Source organism: Pseudanabaena mucicola FACHB-723 (assembly GCF_014696385.1).
Classification (GTDB): Bacteria; Cyanobacteriota; Cyanobacteriia; order Pseudanabaenales; family Pseudanabaenaceae; genus Pseudanabaena.
The window spans coordinates 35794-60232 of the sequence record NZ_JACJQB010000007.1; the positions used below are offsets into that span (position 1 = coordinate 35794).

Below are 24439 nucleotides of genomic sequence, written 5' to 3' on the forward strand. Positions count from 1 at the left end.
GTCGCTTTTCTTTTTATGTTTTTTATGCTCACAAAGCTAGTGCCGTCCATACATCGGACGGCACTAGCTTTTATGTGACCCTAGTCATACTCCTCAATAATTGTCGATCGCACATTTCTTGATCGGTGGCAGGCTCTAGACAGGCAAGCCCCTGACAAATCATGGCGATCGCATTAGGATTAGGCAAATTTGCATCAATCTTGAGGGATGCCGTGGGCAAATATCGACAACTGAACTGGTGATAACGCTCAGCACTTGTCCTTACCAATGTATGGTTACGAAACCAGTCAAAGGCAACTAACAGACTCGGACATGCCACAGGACTATTGGCAATCACATGTCCAAAACGTTTAAGAGCGAGTTCAGCACGATCGAGATATTCTAATTTTTCGGTCAGACTGGCAATCCTGACTAAATTTGCGATCGCAATACCATTGGCGGAAGGTGTAGCATTATCTTGATAGTTGCGTTCCCGCAATAACAGATATTGGCTAGTCTCACTCGTAGTATTGAAATAGCCACCTGACAGGGCATCCCAAAAATCACGATCAAATTCTGCTTGGATCGCAATTGCCTGTTGTAGATAAAAATCTGCTTTTTCGGGAATTGCTTGATGGAGATCCAGCAGAGCCTTAATTAAAAGAGCATAGTCTTCTGATTGGGCAGAAATTGCGGCTTGACCTTCATAATTAATTCTTTGTAAATGCCCTTCAATCCACTGATGGTCGAGAATAAACTGGGCAGCATTAACTGCCAATTCCTTGTAAATTGGCTTTTGGAAAGCACGATAGGCTGTAGCTAAACCCGAAATCATCAGCGCATTCCAAGCCGTAATTGCCTTTGTATCAGTCACAGGTGGAACTCGCCCTTCCCAATCAATTTCCCGAATATCGGCTTGACTCCGCGCCACAGGAAAAGCATCGGTTGGTCGCGAATATTCCCCATAGCGGCGACGAAATAATTTAGTTAAACAAGATTCTACGGCAGAAGACAGTTCACCGCGATTTTTACGTTGCAAGACATTAGATTCTTCAAAATTTCCATTCGCTGAAATTGTGAATTCCTGAGTTAATAAATCCAACTCCGACGGACTAAAAATCTTCTTTAATTCGGCATAACTCCAGACCCAAAACTTACCTTCTCGTCCTTCGCTGTCAGCATCCTGAGAAGCATAAAAGCATCCTTCCTGTGCCAGCATTTCGCGCTGTAGCCAATTTGCCGTCTGTTCACAGGATCTAGCGATCGCAGGTTCTTGCAGCCCTGACATCCAGATATTCGCCAGATATTCCATGATCAAGCCATTGTCATAGAGCATCTTCTCAAAGTGAGGCACTGTCCAAGTATGATCGACCGTATAGCGATGCCAGCCCCCTGCGACATGGTCAAAAATGCCACCCAAAGCTAAATCCAAACCTCTCTGTTCTGCTTTCGGTTTCACAAAAGCATTTGCATCAAATCTACTGGCTCTCAATACAAAATTAGCGTAAGGAATCATCGGAAAACAAGTTCCATAATCACGATTAGTGACCACTTCTGCACATTTATTAATTCCATTGGCTAAGGCTTCATCACTAATAATTGGCACAGGAGTTAGTTTATTAACCTGATGTAAATTGCGAACTATTTGCTCCTTATAATCTTGAATATCCTGATTGCGATCGTAATAAATTTCGCGAATTGATTGCAACACCCGCAGAAAACCCGGCCGCCCATAGCGTGGCTCAATCGGAAAATATGTTCCTCCATAAAAGGGAACTAAATCATCGGGTGCTAAAAATAAATTTAATGGCCAGCCGCCATTCTCTCCCATGATCTGCACCGCCTGCATATAGATACTATCGAGGTCAGGACGCTCCTCGCGATCAACTTTAATTGCCACAAAACGCTCGTTCATATAGTCGGCAATTACCGTATCCGAGAAAGCCTCATGCTCCATTACCGTACACCAATGGCAGCTAGAGTAACCTATTGATAAAAATATTGGTTTATTCTCAACTCTAGCTTTCTCTAAAGCTTCATCACCCCAAGGATACCAATCGATTGGGTTGTCAGCATGTTTGCGGAGGTAGAGACTGGGCGATTGAGCGAGACGATTGGGCATGAGATCTAGTTGGGCTAAAGCTAATCAAAAAATTGATATAAACAGTCTAACTCTTTGTCTTGCAACTCAAATCATGCCTTGATTTAAATTTCATCACAAAGCGCTGTAAAATGTAGTCTGGGTGGATAAAATCATTGCGATCGCAGTTGAAATTCGATATTTTTCTCGTTAATTTCTCCTTTGGTTTTCCTGTTGATTTCCCTGTTGATTTCCAAGTGGGTGATATGTTCAAAGTAGGTGTTGGTCATAGCAACGATCCCAACAGTTTAGAAGCTATTAATGAAACCTTAGAACAATGTATTCGCGATCTGGATGGATTAGTTCCACAGGCAGGAATTTTATTTACAGCCATCGACTTCGACCATGCCCTCATTCTGCAAAGAATTCATGAAACATTTCCTCATATTGAACTCATCGGAGGAACTACTGATGGCGAAGTATCTTCGGTTTTAGAGTTTCAACAGGATTCATTGACTTTAATGCTCTTTTGTTCCGACGAAGTCGAAATCCGTGCATCCGTAGGAAAGAACATCTCCCAAAATCCCGTTGAAATATCACGGCAGTCCATTGTCACGACTAAACAACAACTGACTCTGCCGATTAAGTTCTGCATTGCCCTCACGGAAAGCCTCACCACCAGCACTGTTTCTGTTTTACAGGGCATAGAATTAGGCTTGGGTAATATTCCTATCTTTGGTGGAGCCACCGCCGACCAATGGCAATATCAACGCACGTATCAATTTTACAAAACTGAAGTTCTCAGCGATGCAGTTGTAACTTTGCTATTCGCAGGAAATATTACCTTCTCCTATGGGACAGCTAGTGGCTGGCGACCAATCGGTAAACGCAGTAACATCACAAAGGTTGACAAAAATATCATCTACGAAATTGATAACAAGCCTGCTTTAGATTTTTATCATTACTATCTCAATATTAACGAGCCAGATGCAGTCTATCCATTGGCCGTCTTCCCTCCCAATGAAACTACCTTCTTTCTGCGGGGAGCCATTGCCTATGACAAGAATATTGGCAGCATCACCATGTCAGGCGATTTACCGCCAAACTCAATTGTCCAGATTACAGATACTTCCATTGAAGATGTAATTGAAGCATCCAAAACCTCATTTTTAAAAGCAAAAATCAGCTATGAAGGTGCATCCCCTCAAGCTGCCATATTTTTCTCCTGTGCTTGGCGAAGAATGATTTTAGGAACAAAAGCGAATGAGGAATATAAGGCAATTGCTAGTCTATTCCCGATATTCACTAGCTGTGGATTTTATACCTATGGCGAGATTGCGCCCCTCAGCGCCAATGGAAAACCCTTCTTTCACAACACAACCTTTGTAACTTTACTAATAGGCAATTAATAAAGCAATATGGAATGTGAAAACTACATCTCCAAAATCAAACAATTGGAGAAAGAGAATCGAATTCTCCAAAAGAAGTTAGAGCGCTCAGAAATCGATCGAGCCAAGCTCGAAAATACAAATCGCAACAAAGAAAGCCTCCTCAAACAAGTAATTTGTGGGTTGCAAGAGTATCAAGTCATTCTGGAGAAAAAAAGTGATGACCTAGAGACTACGTTAAAGGATCTATCCCTCACGCAACATCAATTAGTGGAAGTCAAAAAGATGGCAGCACTAGGTGCGTTAGTTGCTGGCGTTGCCCATGAAATTAATACGCCTGTAGGTACAAGCATTACACTTGCTTCCACCTTAGCTGATGCGACTCATTCACTGCTCAAATTAGTCGCATCAGGCAATCTTAAAAAATCATCATTAAGTCGCTATTTAGAAATTGCGTCAGAAGTCAGCAGTTTGATTTTGAGCAATTTAAGACGTGCAGGAGAGTTAGTACATAGTTTCAAGCAGGTTGCCGTTGATCAATCTAGTTCTGAAAAAAGAGATTTTAAAGTTAAAGAATATATAGAAGAAGTAATTTTAAGTATTTCACCACAGTTAAAATATAGCCTATGCAAAGTATTTATCACAGGTAATGATTTAACTCATATATATAGCTATCCAGGAGCTTTAGCTCAGGTAATCACAAACCTTGTGAATAATTCTATAACCCATGCTTATTTGCCAAACAAGACGGGGGATATTAATATTGATATACAACAAAATGGAGAGCAAGTAATTATTCAATATAGTGATGATGGTATTGGCATTGACCAACAAATATTTGACAGAATATTTGAGCCATTTTTTACTACTGCCCGTGAAAAAGGAGGAACAGGGCTAGGTCTACATATTACTTATAATTTAGTAACTCAAAAGCTTCAGGGCAGCATTAAATGTGAAAGTGAAGTAAATAAAGGCACAATATTTATACTAACTTTACCCAGTTCTATTACCTCATAAATTCAGATTCTAATATGCACAAATATACATAAGCTATGTTGCCTTTATACAACAGAGAGGACTCACCACAGGATAGACAGAGCAACATTTTGACATCGGATGTAGACGATGATGACATCCTGTTCAGTGATGAAGACTCTCAGGATTTACAAAGTTCTCTAAATTTAGAGAATTATCAAGTAGGGCAAAATCACACCATATGGAAAGTCATAATTGCGGATGATGAACCAGATGTACATAGGGCAACGCATCTCGCATTAAATAATCTGGTATTTGATGGCAAACCTGTTGTTTTTATTTCCGCCTATTCGGGAGAAGAATGCAAAAAATTACTTGCCTATGCCCATACCGATGCGGCAGTAATTTTGTTAGATGTAGTCATGGAAAAGCATGATACAGGACTGAAATTAGTCAAATATATTCGTGAAGAATTAAATAATCATCAGATTCGGATTATTCTCCGCACGGGGCATCCTGGGGAAGCTCCTGAAGAGTCGGTTATTCTCAATTATGATATTAATGATTACAAGCTAAAAGTAGAACTAACTCGTCAGCATTTATTTATAACTTTACTTTCATCTCTAAGAGCCTATCGAGATATTTCTACTATAGAAAGACAAAAGCTGAAGTTAGCACAAACCTTAGAAAATCTACAGGCTACCCAGCTTCAATTGGAAGAATATGCTTACACCTTAGAAAAAAAGATTGCAGAGCGTACTTCTGCCTTAGAGACTGCAAATCGTCAACTTCAGCGTTTAGCGAACATAGACGGATTAACACAGGTCGCGAACCGTCTTTGCTTTGATAAGTATTGGTTACAGCAATGGAAATTGTTAGAAAAATCACAACAATTTTTGTCATTGATCATTATGGATGTTGATTATTTTAAAAATTACAATGACTATTACGGACACCAAGCAGGAGATCAATGCCTCCGACAAGTTGCTCAGGGTATTAGCAAAGTTGTGATGCGACCTCAAGACTTGGTGGCACGTTATGGGGGGGAAGAATTTGTAGTGGTACTGCCCCATACACCCCTTGACGGAGCAAATAGTGTTGCTGAGGCAATCATGGCTGTGATTGCCTCACTTAATCTTATCCATACGAAATCGACAGTAAGCGATCGCATTACCCTAAGTATTGGTATATCTTGCGTCATTCCCCAACCCGACATAAATTCTGATATTCCTATTTTTCTGGCAGATCAAGCGCTATACCGAGCCAAGCAAGAGGGCCGCAATCGTATAGTTTTAGCTAGATAGAGGGGCTTAATTGGTGGACGGTTTCATTTGAGCATCGATCCATGCTTGGAGGTGGCTCGGTACGGTAGTGAAATGGATATGAATTTTTTGATGATATTGCGATCGCAATATCATCTGCTCATCAACATCTAAAAGCTCATCCTGTTCAGACATAGCTTGATTAAGTTGCTGATACTGCTGATATTTTAAAACCTTGGCATAGATTTCCCCTTCGATTTCTGAGCCTTGACCTTGGTCATAAACTTGAAGATGGAGTTTGAGATTAGTTAAGATCGGCATAGGCTGATCAGCTAATATTTCCGCACCATAAGGTGATAATTGCCGCAATTCTCCAACAAATATTTCTGTACCGAGATGTTTCTCTTCTAAAATACGATAGGTGACGGGAATGGGAACTGATAACATTTGCAAAGACTCATGAAGGGATGGAAGTTGCAGATTATAGCTTCCCGCAATTCCACAAATGTCATAGATAGCAATTGGCTGGGATACACCTTTAGGTTCTACTTCCATTGAGCCATTAACCTTGGCAATTTCCTTTACTTCTACATAGGTGTTTTCCGAAATTAAGATCTGACCACCAACGGTATAGGATTCGATGCGTGCTGTGAGATTGACGTGATTCCCCACAACCGCATATTTAGCGCGAGATTGCGAGCCGATATTACCTGCAACCACTTCGCCTGTATTAATGCCGATGCCCATGGCGATGCTGGGCAGTTGCATCTGCCTCAGTTTTTCATTAACTTCTCGCATTGCCAGTTGCATGGCAATCGCACTTGCCACTGCCCTTGCCGCATCATCTTCACGATAAATAGGCGCACCAAACAGCACTAAAATCGCATCTCCAATAAATTCATCAATCGTGCCTTGATAAGTTGAGATCGCATCCGTCATTGTTCCTAAAAACACGTTGAGGATTTCGACAACCTGTTCAGGGGGAATCTTTTCGGAAATAGTCGAAAAGCCACGCAGATCGCACATCAGAATCGTGACTTTGCGGCGATCACCACCTAGCTTCAATCCTTCAGGGGTTTCTAAAAGGCTTTTGACCACTGCATCAGTCAAGTAACGACTAAAGTAAGTCCGAATTTTGGCGGCGGTAATGGCTAAATAGCTAGTGACAATCAGTCCTCCCCCAAAAAATGCAACTACCGCAGGCACAAAGGGCAACCACCAACCGTAGCTAAAGGCGACAAAGCAAGCTCCAAATAAGGCGGCGGTGAAAATTAAGACACTTAGCGATCGCAAAAACAGGAGGGCAAAGTCGCGCTCTTTACCAGTAACGTTGCGCCATTGCCAGACTAAGATCGAACCCGTCAAAGACCAGCCAAAAATCCATAGCCATTCCCAATACTCTTGCCATGCGCGAATTTCCGCACGACCATCGAGCGTGCCACTGAGAATATGGCTCACAATCTGGGCATGAACTTCCACCCCCGATGTAAAGATGCGCGTACTGCCAATCCCACTATCAAGGGGAGTGAAGAACCAATCGCGCAAACTTACCGCCGTCACCCCAATCATCACCACCCGATCACGCATTAAATCGGAGGGTATTTTGCCCTCTAGTACATCTGCCATGCGTACAGACTGAAAACCTCGCTGCGATCGACGGTAGTTGATGATAAACTGATGTCCCCCTGTATCAAGATGACCATAGCCACCATAACTTTCGGTTAACTTTTCTGGATTCAGAGCCGCCTCAAAGGGAACTACTGATTCTCCGTCTAAATAGAGCAAAGCTAATTGCAGTCCGAAGCTCAGGGAAACATTGCCATTAGGTAATTGCAAAGACAACAAACCTCGGCGGATTCTGCCATCGGCATCAAGGGGAAGGTTGATTGCGCCGATCTGTTGTAATGCGGCTAGGGCAGGAGGGGGACTAATATCGGAGCTAGATATCGCAAAATTGGAATCTACTAAATCCGCTTTTTTAGTGATTCCAATTAAGTTTGGTGTGGTTTTAAACAGTTGCTCTAGCTGCTTGTATCCATTACCCACAGGCTTGTCCCTTGCAAGGTCTAGACCAATTGCCCTTGGTTGTTGTTGACGTACTTTATCCAGCAATTTGGTTAACAGGGCATCGTCAATTGGCCAAGCATATTGGCGTACATCAGCTTCATCAATACCAATAATCACAATGCGATTATCTTCAGGTTCAGTCCCGCGCCACCGAAAAAACTGATCGAGCATGGCTAACTCAAATGGTTCTAGCGCACCAACTAGGCGTAATCCGATCGCAAGTAGGGAAATTGTTGGGGCTGCGATCGCAATTCCACGCCATTTCCAGAGGACGTTTTTTAACCAAGGTTTGATCGCCATGTTCACCGTATTGATTAGTAATACCTTGGGACGGTCAGGGGAGATGAACTAGGCTTAGACTCAGGCTTAGGAGCTGGTTTCGTAATACTTGTAAAAGGTAAAGAAATCACTCGATCTAGCTTGGTAGACTGCAATAAAGAAGTCCATTCATTGCTGATATCAGGTTCTACTTGCTTTAGCTGCAAAGCATCAGCTAAAGTTTGCACAGTTTCAAACCAAACTCCTTCTTGAGCCAATAAAGCAGCCCGATCTACAGGACTAGATAATTTAGGAAGTTGCAGGATTAACTTAGGTGTAGGCGCAATCCGACGGATTGAACCACTCACAACATTCGAGTCCACAAAATCAGCAACCTTAAACTCCCAAATATAATTCTTATTGAGTTCTAATGCAGGTGCATCATCGGGCAGCTTAAAGGCAATTACGCCAGCCCGATCGACTTTAACGGGAAATGATGAAACACGATATATCCGCTTACCCTTGCCCAAGTTCGGATCAGTCTCAAACAGGCTGAAGTAACCTAGGCCATCAATTTGCGGAACTAGGAAATACATGGTGGGACGCTTAGCAATAGTCTGAGGAACGGGTGCGACTTTTGCATCTAGATCAGGTACTAATCCAATCAGGCAACGACCATCTTCACATCCTGCGCTACGGGTAGCTCCGGGGACAGATACTCTGGGTGCGCCGACGTTGCTAGGAGGGACATAGCGCACTTTCCGTGACTGAGCCTGAGATGAGGGGGCAAAGAGTGTAAGGGGCAAGACCACTGTACTGGCGACTAGACAAGAACAAGCGGCTGCGAGTAAAGATTTTTTGGTAATTGTTTGAGTAATCAGTTTTGGAGCAAACATAATGCGATCGCCTCAAATCGGGAAAGTAAAGTAATGTCTTTATGATCGCTGAAACTTGATGGCTAGACTATGACTAACATCACAGTTTCTAGTGATTGAGATATCTAATTAAGTAGAATCTAATCACTGAGAAAAAGTTGCTTGCTGCATAAATTGTTATGATTTCTCATAGCCTGTAGGCTCTGTGCCGCAGTAAAGCGTATTATAATACTTACAAAAATTTAGAAAAATCGTTACAAAACTATGGATATTCTGTCTTTGGGCTGGTTCGGCCTTCTCGGTATGTTTACACTTTCAATCGCATTTGTTGTTTGGGGTCGTAACGGTTTATAAAGATTGACCTGATATCTATAAAAATTCATCAATAAATTAAAAATCATCTAAAAACCATAAGGGGACTCACAGGGCAGTTCCTTTATGGTTTTTAGATTCAACAGCCAAAAATCGAAGAGGAGCATTGTTTAGAGCCGTTTACGCCCTACCCAACACTCCCAAAATCATTGCTTTGCATCACTACAAAATTTAATCATAAATTTAGAAACAATCTAAGACCGAGGGCTTTATGTCAGACGTGATTTTATTGAATACCTTTTTCTGGGCAGCAGTTGTCCTGCTAGTGATCACCACTGGCGGTATTGGCTACCTCACTTATTTAGAATGGCAAGATCGTCGTCGTCGTGGAAAAAGTTAAACCACTCATAAATGCGATCGCAAAGCCAAGGGGTATGCCAAGCCAGTCCTAAATTCACAGTCTCCGCAAATCCTTCGGGCATATTCACATCATCCGTTGCCACGCAGAACTTAAAGTTACTGACCTGTTGCCACTGCTTTAAGTGCTTAAACAGGCGGACAATTGATTGACGATAGGGATGGTTAGGCTGGGTATACCATTCCGCATCAGTTTCGTTAGCATGGTCATAGCCAACATGGATGATTGTGATCTGCTTTGCCTCCACACTAGCATCAGACAGCGATATCTCCTCATCGGTATCCGCATTAGCAAACAAATTTGCCCAACCCGATGATGACTCTTCCTGCATCAGCAGATCATTAGTTGATAAAAACTCGCGCAATTGATCGAGCCACTCAGTCGATTTCTGCTCTTGCCAACAAATACCAAGGGTAATCAGCTTTGTTTTTAACAATAGATGTCCGAGTTTGTTTGCCTTGGTGTCGAGATAGCGGAGATTATGCTCATTAGTTTCAATCAGCAGTGGTAACCGCCCCACAATTTCAATGTCAAATCCCTTTAAACCTGCAAGTTTACGGGGATTATTGGTAATCAGACGCATTTTTTTGATGCCGAGATCATGCAAAATTTGCGCTCCCACACCATAGGTACGCAGATCTGCTCCAAAACCTAGTTTTTCGTTCGCCTCAACCGTATCAAGACCGCCATCCTGTAGACAATAGGCTTTGATTTTATTAATCAGACCAATGCCACGTCCCTCTTGACGCAGATACACTACAACGCCACAGGTTGCAAATTCGATCATTTTTAAGGCACTTTGCAACTGCCCGCGACAATCGCAACGCAGCGAACCAAGGGCATCCCCCGTTAGACATTCTGAATGCACCCGCACCAAGACTTCATGGTTAGCAAAATCTTGGAGATCGCCTTTGACGATCGCCAGATGCTCGGTGTTGTCAAGGGTATTGCGATAGGCATAGACGCGAAAATCACCAAATAGTGATGGCAAATTTGCGATCGCTTCTCGTTTCACAAAGCGATCATGTTCAAGGCGATAGCTAATTAGATCGGCGATGCTGATTAATTTCAATCCATGTAGCTTGGCATATTCAATCAATTCTGGCAGCCTTGCCATCGAGCCATCATCATTCTGGATTTCGCAAATCACCCCTGCGGGATATAGTCCCGACATTTGCGCTAGATCTACCGCCGCCTCTGTATGTCCTGCACGCTTGAGTACGCCCCCATCCTTTGCCCGCAGTGGGAAAATATGCCCCGGACGACGTAAATCATCGGGCAGTGTTTGTGGATTAATAGCTGCTTGAATAGTTCTGGAGCGATCTTCAGCAGAAATACCTGTTGATGTACCTTCTACGGCATCAATGCTGACGGTAAAAGCAGTTTGCTGGCTATCGGTATTGCGATCAACCATCAAAGGTAGATTTAAGCGATCAAGTCGTTCACCTGTCATGGCTAGACAGATCAGACCTCTTGCTTTTACAGCCATAAAATTCACCATCTCTGGTGTGGCAAATTGGGCTGCACCGATGAGATCACCTTCGTTTTCACGGTTTTCATCATCGACAACGACAATGAGACGACCAGATTTGAGGTCGTTAAGGGCATCGGGAATGGAGTCAAATTGAAACTTAGTCAAGGCTTACAGTGATTGCTTTTGGCTATTTATTTACATCATATCGCAATCGCCACAGCCCTTGATCAAAAAGAGAGAGTTGGAGCGCTTTGTTCTCCAACTCTCTCTTTTTGATGGCTATAGCAAGGCAAGAGTTAGGAAGTACCGCCACTCGTTTTTTTGGCTTACGTCTTAAGCAAAGCAAGTTTTGCTACATATATGATCATATGAGCATTCGGAAATATTTGGGAACATTCTCATTATTAGCCCGTCTGGATGGCAATAGGCATAAATGTGGGAGAAACATAATTTATATGACGAATCAAACTAAACGGTCTGGCACTGCCCTCTTGGTTGCTGCAAGTTTTATTGGTAGCTCTGTATTACCTCTAATCGGTGCAACCTCAGCATTCGCTCAGACTACGTTTAATGATGTACCTACAGGCTATTGGGCGCAAACTTTCATTCAAGAGTTGGCAACCAGAGACATTATTAAAGGCTTTCCTGATGGGGGATTTCGTCCAAATGATCCAGTAACGAGAGCACAATTTGCTGCGATGCTTAGCAAAGCTGTTAACAAAGCCCCAATCCGTGGTGGAGTTAGTTTTGTTGATGTGGCTTCCAACTATTGGGCTGCGCCTGCAATTCAGAATGCATACATTACAGGATTTCTGTCTGGCTATCCCGGCAACGTGTTTGAGCCTAACCAAAATATTCCTCGCGTACAGGTTTTAGTTTCTCTGGCGAATGGTCTAAATTACGCCCCTAGCCAATCACCTGAAGCAGTTTTACAAACCTATGCCGATGCTTCGGGCATCCCCAATTATGCGCGCAACAGTGTTGCCGCCGCAACGGAAAACCGTTTGGTGGTTAATTATCCCAACGTCCAGTTTCTAAATCCTAACCAAACTGCGACTAGGGCGGAAGTAGCAGCATTTATCTACCAGTCTTTAGTCAGATCTGGACAGGCAAATGCGATCGCATCGCCTTACATCGTTGGTCAAACCACCACTACGCCTCCAGTTCAAAATCAAGTCAGAATTCCTGCTGGTAACACCATTGCCGTACAGTATTCCAAAGACAAGATTTTGCTAGGACCAGATGAGAAAGTTCCCCTCACCTTGAGCGTTGCCCAAAATATTGCCAATTCCCAAGGCACGATTTTGATTCCTGCTGGTACTCAGGTTGTTGGTGAGTTGCGAACCGTAAATGGTGGTGCTCAATTCTTTGCAAGCGAACTTGTATTTGCGAATGGACAGAGAAGAGCAATCAGTGCGACTTCTAAGGTGGTCACCACTACTGAGCGCGTTGATAGAGGCGTAAGCACTGGCAAGATTGTCCAAAATGCTGCCCTTGGTGCTGCCGCCGCCGCCGCTATTGCCGCCGTCACAGGGGATCGCGCCTTGGCTACCGAAGAAATTTTAGGTGGTGCTGGTATTGGTGCATTACTAGGTTTATTCCTCGGTCGTGATAGTGTCACACTCGCTTCTGTGAATCCTAATACCGATCTGGCGATTACTTTAAATTCTGATTTACTCCTGTAATCTCAGAGTTTAGCTATTAAAAAAAGCAGCACTACTTCTAATCGAGAATAGAGCTGCTTTTTTGCAATTTTTCGCTGTAGGGTCTTTACGACATTTTATCGAATTTCAACATCAATCTATGGAAGACCGCACTGACATATTGCGCCAGTTTATGCAGTTAGCTAATATATCGAGCTTTCAAAATCTGAGTGATTACTCAGGGGTATCACGTCGCGCTATTGATACACTTCGCAAGGGCAATGCGACTAATCTCAAGTATGCTGATTTAGCAAAATTAGCCGAAGTCTTAAAAATTGAAGTTAAGGAATTGATTGCGAAATTCATTGATAATCGCAATGACGCAGAAGCTTGTGATGCCATGATTCTGACTTTGCGAGAAGAATATCAGATATTGCAGCAAAAAATGGAGCAACAGAAACTCGAATTGCGATCGCAATTTGAGCGAGAAACCCTCCAGCAATTGGAGTCTTTAATTTTGCAGTTACCATCGGCGACCTATGCGGCAAAGCAGAACCCTAATATGTCAGCCCAAAATATTCTGCCTTTACTACATCCTATCGATGCACTTTTACAAAGGTGGGGAATCACAGTAATCGGAGCGGTGGGAATGGAAGTTAGGTACGATCCGCAACGGCATCAGTTGATTGAAGGAAGTGATCTAGAAGTGGGTGATTTAGCAATTGTGCGTTATGTTGGGTATATGCAAGGTGACAAGTTGTTATATCGAGCTAGGGTTGCGATCGCAAATTAACCAATCATCAATCAATCATGCCCACCTCGATTGCCTTCATTGCCCATGACACCCAAAAAGCGGACATAGTTGCCCTTGCCCAAAAGCACCAAGTCACGTTGTCTCGCTATGCAGTCATGGCAACAGAAAATACGGGGAAACAAATTCAAGCCGCAACTGGTGTGCATATCGATTTATTGCGATCGCAACGTGATGGGGGCGACATTGAAATTGCCGCAAAGGTAATCGCAGGGGAAGTGGCAGCAGTGATTTGGCTCTTTGATGCCGATCATGCTCAATTGATCTCGTCCAATTTGCTGAATTTGTTGCGAATTTGCAAAATCGATAACACGCCTCTGGCAACCAACCTTGCTACAGCAAACGTAGTCCTGCAATCACTGGGTAAAAGTCGCATCGCCCATCTGATCTTTAATCCAGTAGCAGGACAGGGCAATCCTGACTGGGATCTAGCCATGATTCGCCAAATTTTAGAGCCGCAGATTCAGCTCAAGGTCATTTTCACCAAGCCTGATTTGAGTCCAACCGAGCAAGCCAAAATTGCGATCGCCACAATTCAAGAGGGAAACACCACATCTCCTGACACTGATTTTATAATCGCCTCTGGTGGTGATGGTACGATTTCCGCAGTTGCTAACGCCTTGATTGGCACAGGCATTCCCCTTGGTATTATCCCCAGAGGTACTGCCAATGCTTTCTCTGTTGCTTTAGGGATTCCCACAGGACTCAAGCCCGCCTGCGAAAACATCCTGACAGGCAATACTTGCATTGTCGATGCAGCTCGTTGTAATGACTTCCCGATGATCTTATTGACGGGCATTGGCTTTGAGGCAGAAACCGTCGAACGCGCCAATCGAGATATGAAAAATCTCTTTGGAGTGTTAGCTTATCTCTTAGCAGGAGCGCAACAGCTTTTAGAACAAAAGCTGTTTGCGGTTGAAGTGGAAATTGATGGCTCGGTCACTCAATTTCAATGTGGAGCTATGACGATCGCAAATGCTGCGCCGCCAACCTCGGTACTTGCCCAAGGCTTAGGAGAAGTCATTCCCAACGATGGTTTACTTGATGTCACGATTGCTATTTCTAAAAATGAGAGTCTTAATCTTTCTGACCGTCTATTAGCGATTGATGTCATCGGCAAATTATTTACTTCAGCATTGGTGAAAACCCCAATTGAGAATGAAGTCCTAGTTTGTTTTAGAACCAATAAAATCAAGGTGACGGCAACCCCACCGCAAAAAGTAGTAGTAGATGGCGAAATAATTGGCACAACTCCAGTGGAAGTAGTATGTATTCCTGATGGATTGACACTATTTGCGCCATTGGGTAGCAATATCACACCTGTGAGGAAAACTACCGAATTGCATTAAGTAAGTAGCTCGGCATAGTTATAAATCAAACCCAGATTGCTGTGCGGCACAGCAATCTGGGTTTTTAAGTTCAAAGGGCTTTTGAGAGCGCTGCAAAGCTCCGTAGTATAAGTTTTAGAAATTGATAGAATAATCGCAATGTACTCATAGTTAGGGACATCAGTTTTATGGCAGCTCAACTACTGACACGCAAATTTACAACAGAGCAATATCACCTGATGTATGAGGCGGGAGTCTTTGCCGAGGGCGATCGCCTTGAATTAATTAATGGAGAAATTACAGAAATGTCGCCAATTGGTAAAAAGCACGCAGTTTGTGTAACCCGTCTGAATGAGCTATTTTTTCGTCATTTATTGGGCAAAGTCCAAATTTGGTCACAAAATCCGATTCTTTTAAACAATGGTTCCGAGCCACAGCCTGATCTCGCCATCCTGAAACGTCGTGAGGACTTCTATGAAAGTTCTTTACCAACACCTGCGGATATTTTGCTAATCATTGAGGTTGCTGATAGCACGATCTCTTACGATCGCGAAGTTAAAATGCCCCTTTACGCAGCCGCAGGGATTCCTGAGATGTGGTTATTCGATTTGAATAGCAAGATGATCGAGGGCTATTCGCAACCATCGACAATAGGATATAAACGGATGCAGCGTTACGAGCAGAATGATACATTTTCGATGATTGCCTTTCCTGACGTGACTTTTGCATGGCAGGAAGTGTTTTGATTTGTTTAAAGTTTCCCTGTATTTGCCTTGGCAATAAACCTTTCAAGGGTAACAATTTCAACGCGATCGCCGTAAAGTAAATACTTCTGTAAACCACCTGAAGTGTAAAGATTCCGTAAAGTCCATCCATCACCACCCAGAACTAAGTAAGCTTTTTGACATTGCGGATTCTGTTGCAGCGCATCAAGCAAGCAAATCACCTCAAAAGGGACTTTCTGCTCTGCTGTTCCATTTACTTGCTGCCACTTTAAGGAAATTAAGTAGGAGCTATCCTCTTTAATAGCAACGGCATCTACTTTATGTTTTCGTCCCCCTGGTCTTGTGCCAATAACTTTTTGAAGCTCGTATTCATATTTCCCCATTCTTAAAGAAGGCAAAATCATATTTTCTAGTACAGCCCCAGTGGAAGTGTTACGTGCGCTCATAATTAACTAAATCCTTTAAAAGCAATTATTTCTTGTGCAGGTTGACGATCGCCATTACAGCTAATTCTGCGTGGAGCGTCATAAAATTTTATCTCAAATCCTAAATTTCTATATAACTCAACAATACGAACTGTTGCCTGATTAGAGGCAATCACTGGACATTTTTGTTTAGCTAGCCACTTAGCCAGACGAACTTGATCTTGCCATTCAAATCCATTTTGAGAATACTGTCGAAACTCCACATCATATGGGGGGTCGGCATAAATTAGATCTTTCTTTTTGATTTTTAATGATTCAAAATCTCCACAGGTAAACTGCCACGGAGACATAACAGATTGGTAAACAGAAAAATTTGGATTATAGTTAACAGTCTTATATCTTCCAAAAGGAACGTTAAATCCTCCTTTTTGGTTAAATCTACATAGACCGTTATAACCAGTACGGTTCAGATAGTAAAAGAGTTGTGCAGCTTTATTACTATCAGCTTCACCATTTTGAATCAATCGATTAAACTCATTACGCTGTGCATAGTAAAATTCCCGATTGTACTTGGCTTCAATATCAAAATTTAAGCCTCGTTGTAACCACTTATAGAAATTCACCACATGGGGATTGATATCATTTAGTAAAGCTTCTTCTGGCTGTAAACCTAGAGCAATTGCTAATCCGCCACAAAATGGCTCTACCAAACGGCGATCGCTATATTTTTGCCAAGTATGCTGCAAATGGGGTACAAGCCAACGCTTACCACCAGCCCATTTTAAGGGAGGCGTAAGGCGTTCTGGCTTTGCGGTTGAGCTAGTAGTATTTGCCACTTGTTTTGCCAAGGGAGTCATGAGCAGAGACGAACATTGAGACGATGGCATGGCGACAAGGGAAATTAATGCTTACTCAATCTAGTACCACTAGGCAGCAACTAGCAAGCCTGCACTAGATTGTTTCGGTAAAACATCGACAACATCAATTTTGGCACAGTAGGCAATATCTTCAGCACAATCTAGCTTTAGCAGCCGTTTACCGTGACTAGCTTGATAAAACAGCTCCTCAACCTCACCCTTCCAAGCTTTGTATAAAGTTGCGGCGGCGACAGCTTCATCATTACCAAAATCAGCTTCATCCTCAAGACTTGCGGCGATCGCTCCTGCACAGGTGGTATCTTCAAGGGAATAGCTACCCTCCCAGCCAGAACCCACAATCCAAACCGTTTCAGGCTTAGTTTCACGTAAATACTTCAAAACTGAGCCAAGATTAATCATCGCGCAAGCTAAAACACTCTTCGCATTTTGGATTTTCTGTAGCGATCGCGTGCCATTGGTGGTACTCATAAAAATCCGCTTGCCCTTCACCACTTCAGGCGTAAAGTCAAAGGGAGAATTTCCTAAGTCACATCCTTCTACGGTTTTACCGCCACGCTCACCCACTCTAATTCTTAACTCGGCTGGATGCAACTCACTCACACGCATTAATTCATCGAGATCGGAAAACACCTGAACTCCCTCGGCTCCTGCCGCTAAAGCTGTGGCGATTGTCGTGGTTGCTCGCAAAATATCGACAGCGATCGCGCAGTCTGGATTTCCTTCAGCAGGAACCAACTCAGGCGTGTGATAGACAAATATTTTCATTTACAAATCTAATGATTGAGTCTTCTTATATAAATTAAACTCTATGATTGCTTGTTTTGCAAGATTTACGAAGCAAGGGACTTAATCCCCTTGTTTATGCTCACTGTACAATAGAACTGTTGTCTTGAAAGCTAGAGTACAACTCCATGATTGCTACCACTGCACGTCGCTACAGTCTTGATGAATATCGTGCGATCGCTGAAACCTCTGAGGAAAAATGTGAATATCATGATGGAGAAATTATTACAATGACTGGTGGAACTGCCACACATAGCCGTATTAGTCGGAATGTTGTTAATTTTTTGGATAACAATCTAGAAGATACTAACTTTGAAGCCTTCAACAGCGACTTGCGAATATGGATTCCTAAATACCGTTGTGGAGTTTATCCAGATGCAATGGTTGTTGATAGTCAATTGCAGTTTCATGATGGGCGCGAAGATGAAATTTTAAATCCATTATTAATTATCGAAGTGCTTTCTCCATCAACTCAGAAATATGATCGAACTGATAAGTTTGAGATGTATCGATCTATTCCTAGCCTTTGTGAATATCTTTTGATTAGACAGGATAGACCATTTGTTGAGCGATACACCAAGCAATTAAATGGATGGTTATTCAGTGATTTTAATGGTTTAGAAGATTCTATTTCGCTAGAATCTATCAAAATCGAATTAGCAATGACTAAAATTTATCGCGGAATTATATTTTAAAAGAGAACTTATTTATGGATTTTAGTGCTGCATTGCCAATTTTTGCGATTACTTTGCGGGAGGGCGTAGAAGCTGCCCTTGTGGTGGGAATTGTGATGGCGTATCTCAAAAAAGCCGATCGCAGTTTTTTGTATCCTTGGGTGTTTGGGGGCATTGTTACAGGGATTTTGGCAAGCGTGGCAGTGGGGATCTTGCTCAATTGGTTCTTCCAGCAAGTGGAAAACACAGAGCCAATGCAAGCCGCTTTTTATGGGCAGTTGTGGCAAGGAGTTTTGGGCATTACCGCCATTGCCATGTTGAGTTGGATGTTGGTCTGGATGACAGAAAATGCCAAAGCGCTGAAGGGAGAAATCGAAGGGCAAATTGGTAATGCGATCGCAAATTCTCAGAATGCAGGTTGGGCAGTATTTACACTGATCTTGATTGCAGTATTACGAGAGGGTTTTGAAGTTGTAATTTTTATCTCCGCGAAACTGCAAACAGGGATGATCCCGATTATAGGAGCGATTTCAGGTTTAGTCAGTGCCGTTGCGATCGGAATTGCCCTCTTTCAATTTGGGATTCGCATTAATCTCAAAGTATTCTTTCAAGCCATGGGCATCTTTTTATTACTAATCGTTGCAGGGCTAGTCATTAGTGCAATCGGGCATCTGGATCGCGCTATAACTGCCTATGCCGAACTCTCTCAAGCTTCTATTTGCCTTCCATCTGGTGACCAATTACATTCTTGCCTATTGGGTAATCTCGTTTGGGATGTACATGATCGCTTCCCAGACGATCAATTTCCTGCAATCTTGCTCAAGGCGATGTTTGGTTTTCGGGATCGGCTCTTTCTTGGACAAGCAATCGCCTATTTCGCATTTCTAACTTCTGCGGGTTTTCTGTATTTTCAGAGCCTTATCAAAAAGACAACTCCTACAGCATAAGCGAAGCAAAGCTTCGCTTATGCTGTAGGAGTTGTTAAGAGCGATCGCAGTGATTTACGAAAATCTAGGGATAGGTAATGCTCTTGGAAAGGTTGCCATTTCTGCCAAAAAATTTGCGTATCCTGTTGGATGATTTGATCGATGGTGGGTAATACCTGCGCTAAATCTACCGTGAATAATGCTCTGAGAAAATCGCTCAGGAAAGTATTGTCTTGCAATTGTCCAAGGACTTCTTGCATATTCCTAAATTCATCAATCCTTTGCTTATACTCATCTTCGTAAAAGGTGTCAAAAAACTCAGCCTGATAGCGAACTCCTTTAATTTGCTTACGGAGATCATGTAATTCATCACCAAATCTTCTTAATTGGTAATTTAGTTCTTCAGTGTTCTCGAGCGGGATTAATGAAAGTCTGCCTGATTGCATCGTTGTACCAACTAGCCAGCCTGAATGCAGAAAAAGCTGACAAATCAATGGAAGTAGTAAATCTGGCAGTATTTCTGAAACTGAGACACTACCCATAGTTGTGTAGTCAGGATGGACGAGCCAATCTTGGATTAGAAGTTTGCAATTTTGATAGCGATCGCCTTTGAGAATCTGTTTTAACTTCACAAAGCTATGGCTGCGTTGTTTGCCTAAGTGCTGCATCACCTTCTCAAACTTGGGTTGTTCTGCCTTTGTTAGTATTGACTGATAGCGCTCAGACATTACCTTTTGTAGCACATCAAGATCCCGCGTTTTTCCTAAGCCCTTGGCAATTTTTCCAATCGCTTCACTAATTCCATCAGGAAGAATCACAACATTACTAAATACACGCATAGCTGTGCGTAGTCGTCGCATTCCGACTCGCATTTGGTGCAGCGCTTCAGGATCTTTATCTTTAAAAACAGCCTTTTCTTGATCAATTACCTTTTGGAAGTTTTGGCGAATCACCTGATGGGCATAGTCGCTAAGTGCGATCGCAATTTCCAACTGATCTTCTTGCATAATTCACCTTAACTGATGGTTTGCCTTGCCAACGCGATAATTTTTAAGAATCTCAACGTTTTACAGCGATCGTAGCCTACTTGAGCTTTACTCAAGATATAGCAAATTTTTAAAGATCTCGATATGTTTCAACAAGTTTTATTGGCTGTGGATGGTTCGGGAAGATCACGAGAAATGATGAATATGCTACTAGCCCTGCCTAGTATGCAAAACCTTCAAATTAACGTGCTGCATGTCATCCCCAACTCAACTAACTCAGAGGCGATTACAGAATATCGTCTGGCTGGAGAAAAAATCGTCGAAAGAGAAGTAAAAAGTTTGCGCTTGGCTGCGGGCAATACCACTGTCTCGATGCTCAAAGAGGGTGAACCAAAAGATATTGTATGCAGAGTGGCGGAAGAGCTAAAGCCTGACTTGATGATCATGGGTTCCCGTGGCATGGGACGTTTGCAAGCAATTTTGGCAAACTCAGTCAGTCAATATGTTTTTCAATTGGCTGACGCGCCAATGTTGCTAATCAAGGATGACGTATACATCAAGACAATCCGTAGTGTGATGGTTTCCGTCGATGGCTCGGCATCCGCAAATAATTGCCTTGATTTGGCGATTAAGTTAGTGAGCGGTGCTAAGGATGTGGAAATCTTCTTGGCAAGAGTAGTCAAACGTCAGGACGAAAATACTACCAGCACCGATCCTGTCCTTGCGGAAGCAACGGCAAAACTCAAACGGATGAATATTCCATCACGTACTTTTATCGGTTCAGGTGACATCGGTAAAGCCATCTGTAAACTTGCCGATGAATCAAATACGAGTCTGTTGATGATCGGTTCACCCGATCGCCGCCCTTCGATCGCCCGCAGTTTGCCCGATCTTGATCGTCTATTAGGTTCGTCAGTATCCGACTATGTGCGCGTCAATGCCACAGTCCCCGTACTGCTAACTCGTACCATTGAATAAACAAAAGGGGCACAATGCGCCCCTTTTTTTCCTAAGAACCCAAATATGCTTCTAAAACCTTGGGATCACGTTGAATTTCATCGGGTGAGCCATCGGCAAGATTATGACCTTCGGCTAACACCCAAACGCGATCGCATAACGACATTATTACGTCCATATTGTGTTCAATAATCAAAAAGCTCAAACCTTCTTGATTCCATTGATGGATGTAACCGCAAATCTCCTCAATCAAAGCAGGATTTACTCCCGCCGCAGGTTCATCTAACAAAATTAATTTAGGATCGGTCATCAGCGCCCGAGCAATTTCTAGCAATTTGCGCTGACCGCCCGACAATGAGCCAGCAAAGTCATCCGCCATCCTAATCAAACCCACGGAGTCAAGAATATGTCTTGCCTTCTCACGGTTTTCACGTTCTTGCGCTGCTATTTGATGACCAAGAAACCAAGTATTCCAAAATTTTTCACCCATCTGTCCCTGTGCGGCAAGCAGCATATTGTCTAATACTGACAGGCGAGACAGCACACGCGGCACTTGAAAGGTGCGAACCATACCTAAGCGCGAAATTTTGTGGGGTGGTTTGCCTTGGATTGGCAGTCCATCAAATTGCACTGTGCCGCGATCGGGCTTGAGGAAGTTAGAGAGCAATCCAAAAAATGTGGTTTTTCCTGCTCCATTGGGGCCAATCAAACCCGTAATGCTCCCAGCAGGGACTTCGATCTGGGCATTTTGCACGGCATGTATACCGCCAAAGGATTTACAGATATTTTCGGCTTTAAGGATTGGGGCGCTCGGCATAGGTTTGGTTAGTTAGCAGTTGACAATAATCTGATGAATTAGGTCGTTTATCAACGACACCTCTGGTTTAATCTTGATAATGAAATGTGAGTTTCATTCTTCAATTAAATCTCTCTCGGTGACTTTACCAGATTTAACTGATTGAATTGAGCCAAGAAGATGTTTTGCGTTAACAGGATTGGATAGCAAATATAAGGTTTCTTTCCAAGCAGAAAATTCGTCTAGCGAAATTAAAATAGCCTTGTTGTCTTTGTCGTTACAAAGAATTGTTGGTTGCACATTGTCAATCACGCGATCGATCAAGCCATCTAAATCATGACTTGCTTGTTGAGTCGTCATTGCATCCATTTTTTTCTCATTACTTAATGATTAGCTAGATAGATTATTCCCTTATTAAACTGTCACTGCTTCGGCGAGAGTTGCGATCGCAATATCATCATTGATAGGCAAATCACAACGATCTTGGTAAACACTCAGATCAAACCAGAAAGTTGTTCCCACACCAACCTCGCTCTTGATATGAACATTGCTATGATGCTTCTCCACAATATTTCGCACAATTGACAGACCCAAGCCCGTACCTTCAAGCGTATGGACTTTATCCTCAACTCGATAGAAACGGTCAAAAATGCGATCGCAATCTTCCGCAGGAATACCATGCCCAGTATCCTCGACCTCAACCCTGACATAGTTAATCACCCGATGGGGCTGCGTAGTGCTTTGGTCTTGCCAAGGATAGACCCGAATCGTCACCTTACCACCTGATTCGGTAAACTTGAGGGCATTCCCCACCAAATTCGATAAAACCTGCAAGATCAAATCATAATTACCCCAAATTCTTTCTAAATCTGGCGTAATTTCATAATTCAGTTCAATACCCTTTGATGAAGCATTGAGCCTGTAAGTGCGTACCGTCTGTTCCACCGTTTCCGATAGATCAATTGCCGAGAAATGATATTGACGACCCGACTCCAATCTGGATAAATCTAAAACATCATTCACCAAACGAGTTAAGCGATCGGTTTCACTATTAGCAGTACCGAGAAATTCCTTCTTCTGCTCATCACTTAGCTCATCACCATATTCATGCAAAGTCTCAATAAAGGACTTGATATTAAATAAAGGCGTGCGTAACTCATGACTAACATTACTAATAAACCGACTTTGCGCCGCATTTAGCTCCACCTCACGGGTGATGTCCTGAATCGTAATCGCAATTCCTTTAATCGCATTACTAGAACTCAACACACTGGTAATCCAAATCCGAAACGCATGGGCAAGCACCGCATCACCCTTTTCCCCCGATGCCATAATCCGAAACTCACCACCCTCGCGCTCACCTGTGGCAATTTGCATCAGCGAGCGCCCCAAATCCGCACTAAGTCTTTCTGGCAAAATATTCAGAATACTTTTACCCTGCCAAATATTTTTACTGAGATCCTGATCCCAACCCATAATCTTGATTGCTGCAGGATTTGCCAACACAATCTTCATATCTGAGTCCAACAGCAAAGCTCCATCGGCGATCGTGGAGATCAGCGTTTCCAGTTTTGCTTTCTCTGCGGTTAACTCCTCAATATTTTGCTCCTCATAACTTTTGAGGCGCTGCGCCATCTCATTAAAGCTACGAATTAATTCGCCTAACTCCCCGCCAAAGGGTAAATCAATCCGTTGCTTGAAATTACCACTCGCAATATTTTGTACCCCTGCCACCAATTCTCGCAATGGACGAGTAATGGTCACTGAATTTGAGGCAGCACCCAAAATCACCATCGCCCAGATCGAGACAAATACCGCCGTCGTTACATCTAGGGTCAAGCTCGATGAAGCTACCGCCGTGGGGTTAGGATTGATCCCGATCGCAATAATCCCCAAAGCCTTACCATCATGCTGTAAATTCACAAATATATCAGTTACCTCACCTTGCGGCGTAATATGCTGACGTACCAAGGGACGATCAGGACGCATTAAAGGATCTTCTGGTAACTGAATCCGCCGCCTAATACTCAGAGAGTTTTGGACTTCATTGGAGGTAAACGGAATCCCATAAAATATTTCACCATCGGGATCAGCATAAAGAATGTAGCGAATACTAGAGCTACTGTCGTAAAACTCCCGCGATAAACGAGTTACTTCCTCTAGGTCATTCTTCGCGACTAGAGGAGCCACATTTGCCGCTAGCAACAAGCCCAAATCTTTACCAAAGCGCGTATCATTGAGCCGCGCATCCATCTGAATATCGTTGACCGCCCAAAAAGTGACAGCACTCATTAGCAAAGATACTAACAACGTAATTAGCGCCATCAGCTTCGTTTGCAGCGAAAATTCTGTCCACCAGCGTCGCGGCGTATTGTAAATTTGTAGCAAAAAGTTCATCTTTTTGTAGGCATTTGGTTGG

At 43.0% G+C, this 24439-nt stretch carries 23 protein-coding genes; 12 read left to right on the forward strand and 11 right to left on the reverse strand.

From position 1 onward, the window contains the following. Positions 1–70: 70 nt before the first annotated feature. Entirely contained in the window at positions 71–2101 is a 2031-nt protein-coding gene (locus H6F41_RS05610; RefSeq protein ID WP_190402499.1) for a thioredoxin domain-containing protein, read from the reverse strand. Between the two features lie 146 nt (positions 2102–2247). Between H6F41_RS05610 and H6F41_RS05615 the strand changes: the two genes are divergently transcribed. Genes H6F41_RS05615 through H6F41_RS05625 form a run of 3 tightly spaced genes read left to right on the forward strand, consistent with a single transcriptional unit; the run spans position 2248 to position 5726 of the window. Continuing rightward, complete coding sequence (locus tag H6F41_RS05615) at positions 2248–3468, forward strand: FIST signal transduction protein (RefSeq protein ID WP_242022936.1); 1221 nt, start codon at positions 2248–2250, stop codon at positions 3466–3468. A gap of 9 nt (positions 3469–3477) precedes the next feature. Beyond that, a complete protein-coding gene (locus tag H6F41_RS05620) occupies positions 3478–4464 on the forward strand; it encodes a sensor histidine kinase (RefSeq protein ID WP_190402500.1) in 987 nt (328 codons plus the stop codon). A gap of 35 nt (positions 4465–4499) precedes the next feature. Continuing rightward, the gene (locus tag H6F41_RS05625) at positions 4500–5726 is read left to right on the forward strand and encodes a diguanylate cyclase domain-containing protein (RefSeq protein ID WP_190402501.1); all 1227 of its coding nucleotides are present in this window, start codon (positions 4500–4502) and stop codon (positions 5724–5726) included. 6 nt (positions 5727–5732) lie between these two features. Here the strand turns inward: H6F41_RS05625 and H6F41_RS05630 are convergent, their stop codons facing one another. Together H6F41_RS05630 and H6F41_RS05635 are read right to left on the reverse strand one after the other, a co-directional pair. Then, positions 5733–8051, reverse strand: a complete 2319-nt coding sequence (locus H6F41_RS05630) for a CHASE2 domain-containing protein (protein WP_190402502.1) — start codon at positions 8049–8051, stop codon at positions 5733–5735. Between the two features lie 14 nt (positions 8052–8065). Continuing rightward, positions 8066–8905, reverse strand: a complete 840-nt coding sequence (locus H6F41_RS05635; RefSeq protein WP_190402503.1) for a DUF928 domain-containing protein — start codon at positions 8903–8905, stop codon at positions 8066–8068. Between the two features lie 243 nt (positions 8906–9148). Between H6F41_RS05635 and H6F41_RS19140 the strand changes: the two genes are divergently transcribed. Both H6F41_RS19140 and H6F41_RS19145 read left to right on the forward strand, forming a co-directional pair. Further along, positions 9149–9238: a cytochrome b6-f complex subunit PetN gene (locus tag H6F41_RS19140; RefSeq protein ID WP_190350483.1), complete on the forward strand. Its 90-nt coding sequence runs from the start codon at positions 9149–9151 to the stop codon at positions 9236–9238. Between the two features lie 229 nt (positions 9239–9467). Continuing rightward, positions 9468–9596: a hypothetical protein gene (locus H6F41_RS19145; RefSeq protein ID WP_277873983.1), complete on the forward strand. Its 129-nt coding sequence runs from the start codon at positions 9468–9470 to the stop codon at positions 9594–9596. On the opposite strand, the gene ribBA is transcribed toward H6F41_RS19145, so the two are convergent. Continuing rightward, complete coding sequence (gene ribBA / locus H6F41_RS05645; protein ID WP_190402504.1) at positions 9550–11253, reverse strand: bifunctional 3,4-dihydroxy-2-butanone-4-phosphate synthase/GTP cyclohydrolase II; 1704 nt, start codon at positions 11251–11253, stop codon at positions 9550–9552. The genes H6F41_RS19145 and ribBA overlap by 47 nt on opposite strands. Positions 11254–11543: 290 nt before the next feature. On the opposite strand from ribBA, the gene H6F41_RS05650 reads away from it, so the two are divergent. From H6F41_RS05650 to H6F41_RS05665, 4 genes are all read left to right on the forward strand, one after another. Next, positions 11544–12773, forward strand: coding sequence for an S-layer homology domain-containing protein (locus tag H6F41_RS05650; RefSeq protein ID WP_190402505.1), 1230 nt, complete (start codon positions 11544–11546; stop codon positions 12771–12773). A gap of 118 nt (positions 12774–12891) precedes the next feature. Then, a complete protein-coding gene (locus H6F41_RS05655; RefSeq protein ID WP_190402506.1) occupies positions 12892–13524 on the forward strand; it encodes a helix-turn-helix domain-containing protein in 633 nt (210 codons plus the stop codon). Between the two features lie 17 nt (positions 13525–13541). Continuing rightward, on the forward strand, positions 13542–14891 hold the full coding sequence (locus H6F41_RS05660; protein ID WP_190402507.1) for a methylglyoxal synthase: 1350 nt from the start codon (positions 13542–13544) through the stop codon (positions 14889–14891). 167 nt (positions 14892–15058) lie between these two features. After that, positions 15059–15616: a Uma2 family endonuclease gene (locus tag H6F41_RS05665; RefSeq protein ID WP_190402508.1), complete on the forward strand. Its 558-nt coding sequence runs from the start codon at positions 15059–15061 to the stop codon at positions 15614–15616. A 5-nt stretch (positions 15617–15621) separates the two neighbouring features. On the opposite strand, the gene H6F41_RS05670 is transcribed toward H6F41_RS05665, so the two are convergent. From H6F41_RS05670 to H6F41_RS05680, 3 genes are read right to left on the reverse strand one after another with little or no spacing between them, the layout of a single operon-like run. Then, positions 15622–16041, reverse strand: a complete 420-nt coding sequence (locus H6F41_RS05670; RefSeq protein ID WP_190402509.1) for a PD-(D/E)XK nuclease superfamily protein — start codon at positions 16039–16041, stop codon at positions 15622–15624. A 2-nt stretch (positions 16042–16043) separates the two neighbouring features. Further along, entirely contained in the window at positions 16044–16907 is an 864-nt protein-coding gene (locus H6F41_RS05675; protein WP_190402510.1) for a DNA adenine methylase, read from the reverse strand. Between the two features lie 39 nt (positions 16908–16946). Next, positions 16947–17663 (reverse strand): 2-phosphosulfolactate phosphatase family protein, encoded by a 717-nt coding sequence (locus tag H6F41_RS05680; RefSeq protein WP_190402511.1) that lies wholly within the window; start codon positions 17661–17663, stop codon positions 16947–16949. 146 nt (positions 17664–17809) lie between these two features. Here H6F41_RS05680 and H6F41_RS05685 point away from each other — a divergent pair, with 146 nt between their 5' ends. Both H6F41_RS05685 and H6F41_RS05690 read left to right on the forward strand, forming a co-directional pair. Further along, on the forward strand, positions 17810–18376 hold the full coding sequence (locus tag H6F41_RS05685; protein WP_190402512.1) for a Uma2 family endonuclease: 567 nt from the start codon (positions 17810–17812) through the stop codon (positions 18374–18376). Between the two features lie 14 nt (positions 18377–18390). Next, complete coding sequence (locus H6F41_RS05690; protein WP_190402513.1) at positions 18391–19302, forward strand: FTR1 family iron permease; 912 nt, start codon at positions 18391–18393, stop codon at positions 19300–19302. Between the two features lie 17 nt (positions 19303–19319). Here H6F41_RS05690 and H6F41_RS05695 read toward each other — a convergent pair whose 3' ends face one another. Further along, positions 19320–20288, reverse strand: coding sequence for a CHAD domain-containing protein (locus H6F41_RS05695; protein ID WP_190402514.1), 969 nt, complete (start codon positions 20286–20288; stop codon positions 19320–19322). Between the two features lie 123 nt (positions 20289–20411). Between H6F41_RS05695 and H6F41_RS05700 the strand changes: the two genes are divergently transcribed. Then, positions 20412–21245, forward strand: a complete 834-nt coding sequence (locus H6F41_RS05700) for a universal stress protein (RefSeq protein ID WP_190402515.1) — start codon at positions 20412–20414, stop codon at positions 21243–21245. 31 nt (positions 21246–21276) lie between these two features. Here the strand turns inward: H6F41_RS05700 and H6F41_RS05705 are convergent, their stop codons facing one another. The 3 genes from H6F41_RS05705 to nblS form a co-directional block, all read right to left on the reverse strand. After that, entirely contained in the window at positions 21277–22041 is a 765-nt protein-coding gene (locus H6F41_RS05705) for an ABC transporter ATP-binding protein (protein WP_190402516.1), read from the reverse strand. Between the two features lie 93 nt (positions 22042–22134). Further along, positions 22135–22389: a type II toxin-antitoxin system Phd/YefM family antitoxin gene (locus tag H6F41_RS05710; RefSeq protein ID WP_190402517.1), complete on the reverse strand. Its 255-nt coding sequence runs from the start codon at positions 22387–22389 to the stop codon at positions 22135–22137. Between the two features lie 45 nt (positions 22390–22434). Next, positions 22435–24417: a two-component system sensor histidine kinase NblS gene (nblS, locus tag H6F41_RS05715; protein WP_190402518.1), complete on the reverse strand. Its 1983-nt coding sequence runs from the start codon at positions 24415–24417 to the stop codon at positions 22435–22437. Positions 24418–24439: the final 22 nt, after the last annotated feature.

Excerpts from the sequence above, each read along its gene's own strand:
- H6F41_RS05610 (WP_190402499.1), bottom strand. The coding sequence starts at position 2,101 with ATGCCCAATCGTCTCGCTCAATCGCCCAGTCTCTACCTCCGCAAACAT.
- H6F41_RS05620 (WP_190402500.1), top strand. The coding sequence starts at position 3,478 with ATGGAATGTGAAAACTACATCTCCAAAATCAAACAATTGGAGAAAGAG.
- H6F41_RS05625 (WP_190402501.1), top strand. The coding sequence starts at position 4,500 with ATGTTGCCTTTATACAACAGAGAGGACTCACCACAGGATAGACAGAGC.
- H6F41_RS05630 (WP_190402502.1), bottom strand. The coding sequence starts at position 8,051 with ATGGCGATCAAACCTTGGTTAAAAAACGTCCTCTGGAAATGGCGTGGA.
- H6F41_RS05635 (WP_190402503.1), bottom strand. The coding sequence starts at position 8,905 with ATGTTTGCTCCAAAACTGATTACTCAAACAATTACCAAAAAATCTTTA.
- H6F41_RS19140 (WP_190350483.1), top strand. The coding sequence starts at position 9,149 with ATGGATATTCTGTCTTTGGGCTGGTTCGGCCTTCTCGGTATGTTTACA.
- H6F41_RS19145 (WP_277873983.1), top strand. The coding sequence starts at position 9,468 with ATGTCAGACGTGATTTTATTGAATACCTTTTTCTGGGCAGCAGTTGTC.
- H6F41_RS05650 (WP_190402505.1), top strand. The coding sequence starts at position 11,544 with ATGACGAATCAAACTAAACGGTCTGGCACTGCCCTCTTGGTTGCTGCA.
- H6F41_RS05655 (WP_190402506.1), top strand. The coding sequence starts at position 12,892 with ATGGAAGACCGCACTGACATATTGCGCCAGTTTATGCAGTTAGCTAAT.
- H6F41_RS05660 (WP_190402507.1), top strand. The coding sequence starts at position 13,542 with ATGCCCACCTCGATTGCCTTCATTGCCCATGACACCCAAAAAGCGGAC.
- H6F41_RS05665 (WP_190402508.1), top strand. The coding sequence starts at position 15,059 with ATGGCAGCTCAACTACTGACACGCAAATTTACAACAGAGCAATATCAC.
- H6F41_RS05670 (WP_190402509.1), bottom strand. The coding sequence starts at position 16,041 with ATGAGCGCACGTAACACTTCCACTGGGGCTGTACTAGAAAATATGATT.
- H6F41_RS05675 (WP_190402510.1), bottom strand. The coding sequence starts at position 16,907 with ATGCCATCGTCTCAATGTTCGTCTCTGCTCATGACTCCCTTGGCAAAA.
- H6F41_RS05680 (WP_190402511.1), bottom strand. The coding sequence starts at position 17,663 with ATGAAAATATTTGTCTATCACACGCCTGAGTTGGTTCCTGCTGAAGGA.
- H6F41_RS05685 (WP_190402512.1), top strand. The coding sequence starts at position 17,810 with ATGATTGCTACCACTGCACGTCGCTACAGTCTTGATGAATATCGTGCG.
- H6F41_RS05690 (WP_190402513.1), top strand. The coding sequence starts at position 18,391 with ATGGATTTTAGTGCTGCATTGCCAATTTTTGCGATTACTTTGCGGGAG.
- H6F41_RS05695 (WP_190402514.1), bottom strand. The coding sequence starts at position 20,288 with ATGCAAGAAGATCAGTTGGAAATTGCGATCGCACTTAGCGACTATGCC.
- H6F41_RS05700 (WP_190402515.1), top strand. The coding sequence starts at position 20,412 with ATGTTTCAACAAGTTTTATTGGCTGTGGATGGTTCGGGAAGATCACGA.
- H6F41_RS05705 (WP_190402516.1), bottom strand. The coding sequence starts at position 22,041 with ATGCCGAGCGCCCCAATCCTTAAAGCCGAAAATATCTGTAAATCCTTT.
- H6F41_RS05710 (WP_190402517.1), bottom strand. The coding sequence starts at position 22,389 with ATGGATGCAATGACGACTCAACAAGCAAGTCATGATTTAGATGGCTTG.
- nblS (WP_190402518.1), bottom strand. The coding sequence starts at position 24,417 with ATGAACTTTTTGCTACAAATTTACAATACGCCGCGACGCTGGTGGACA.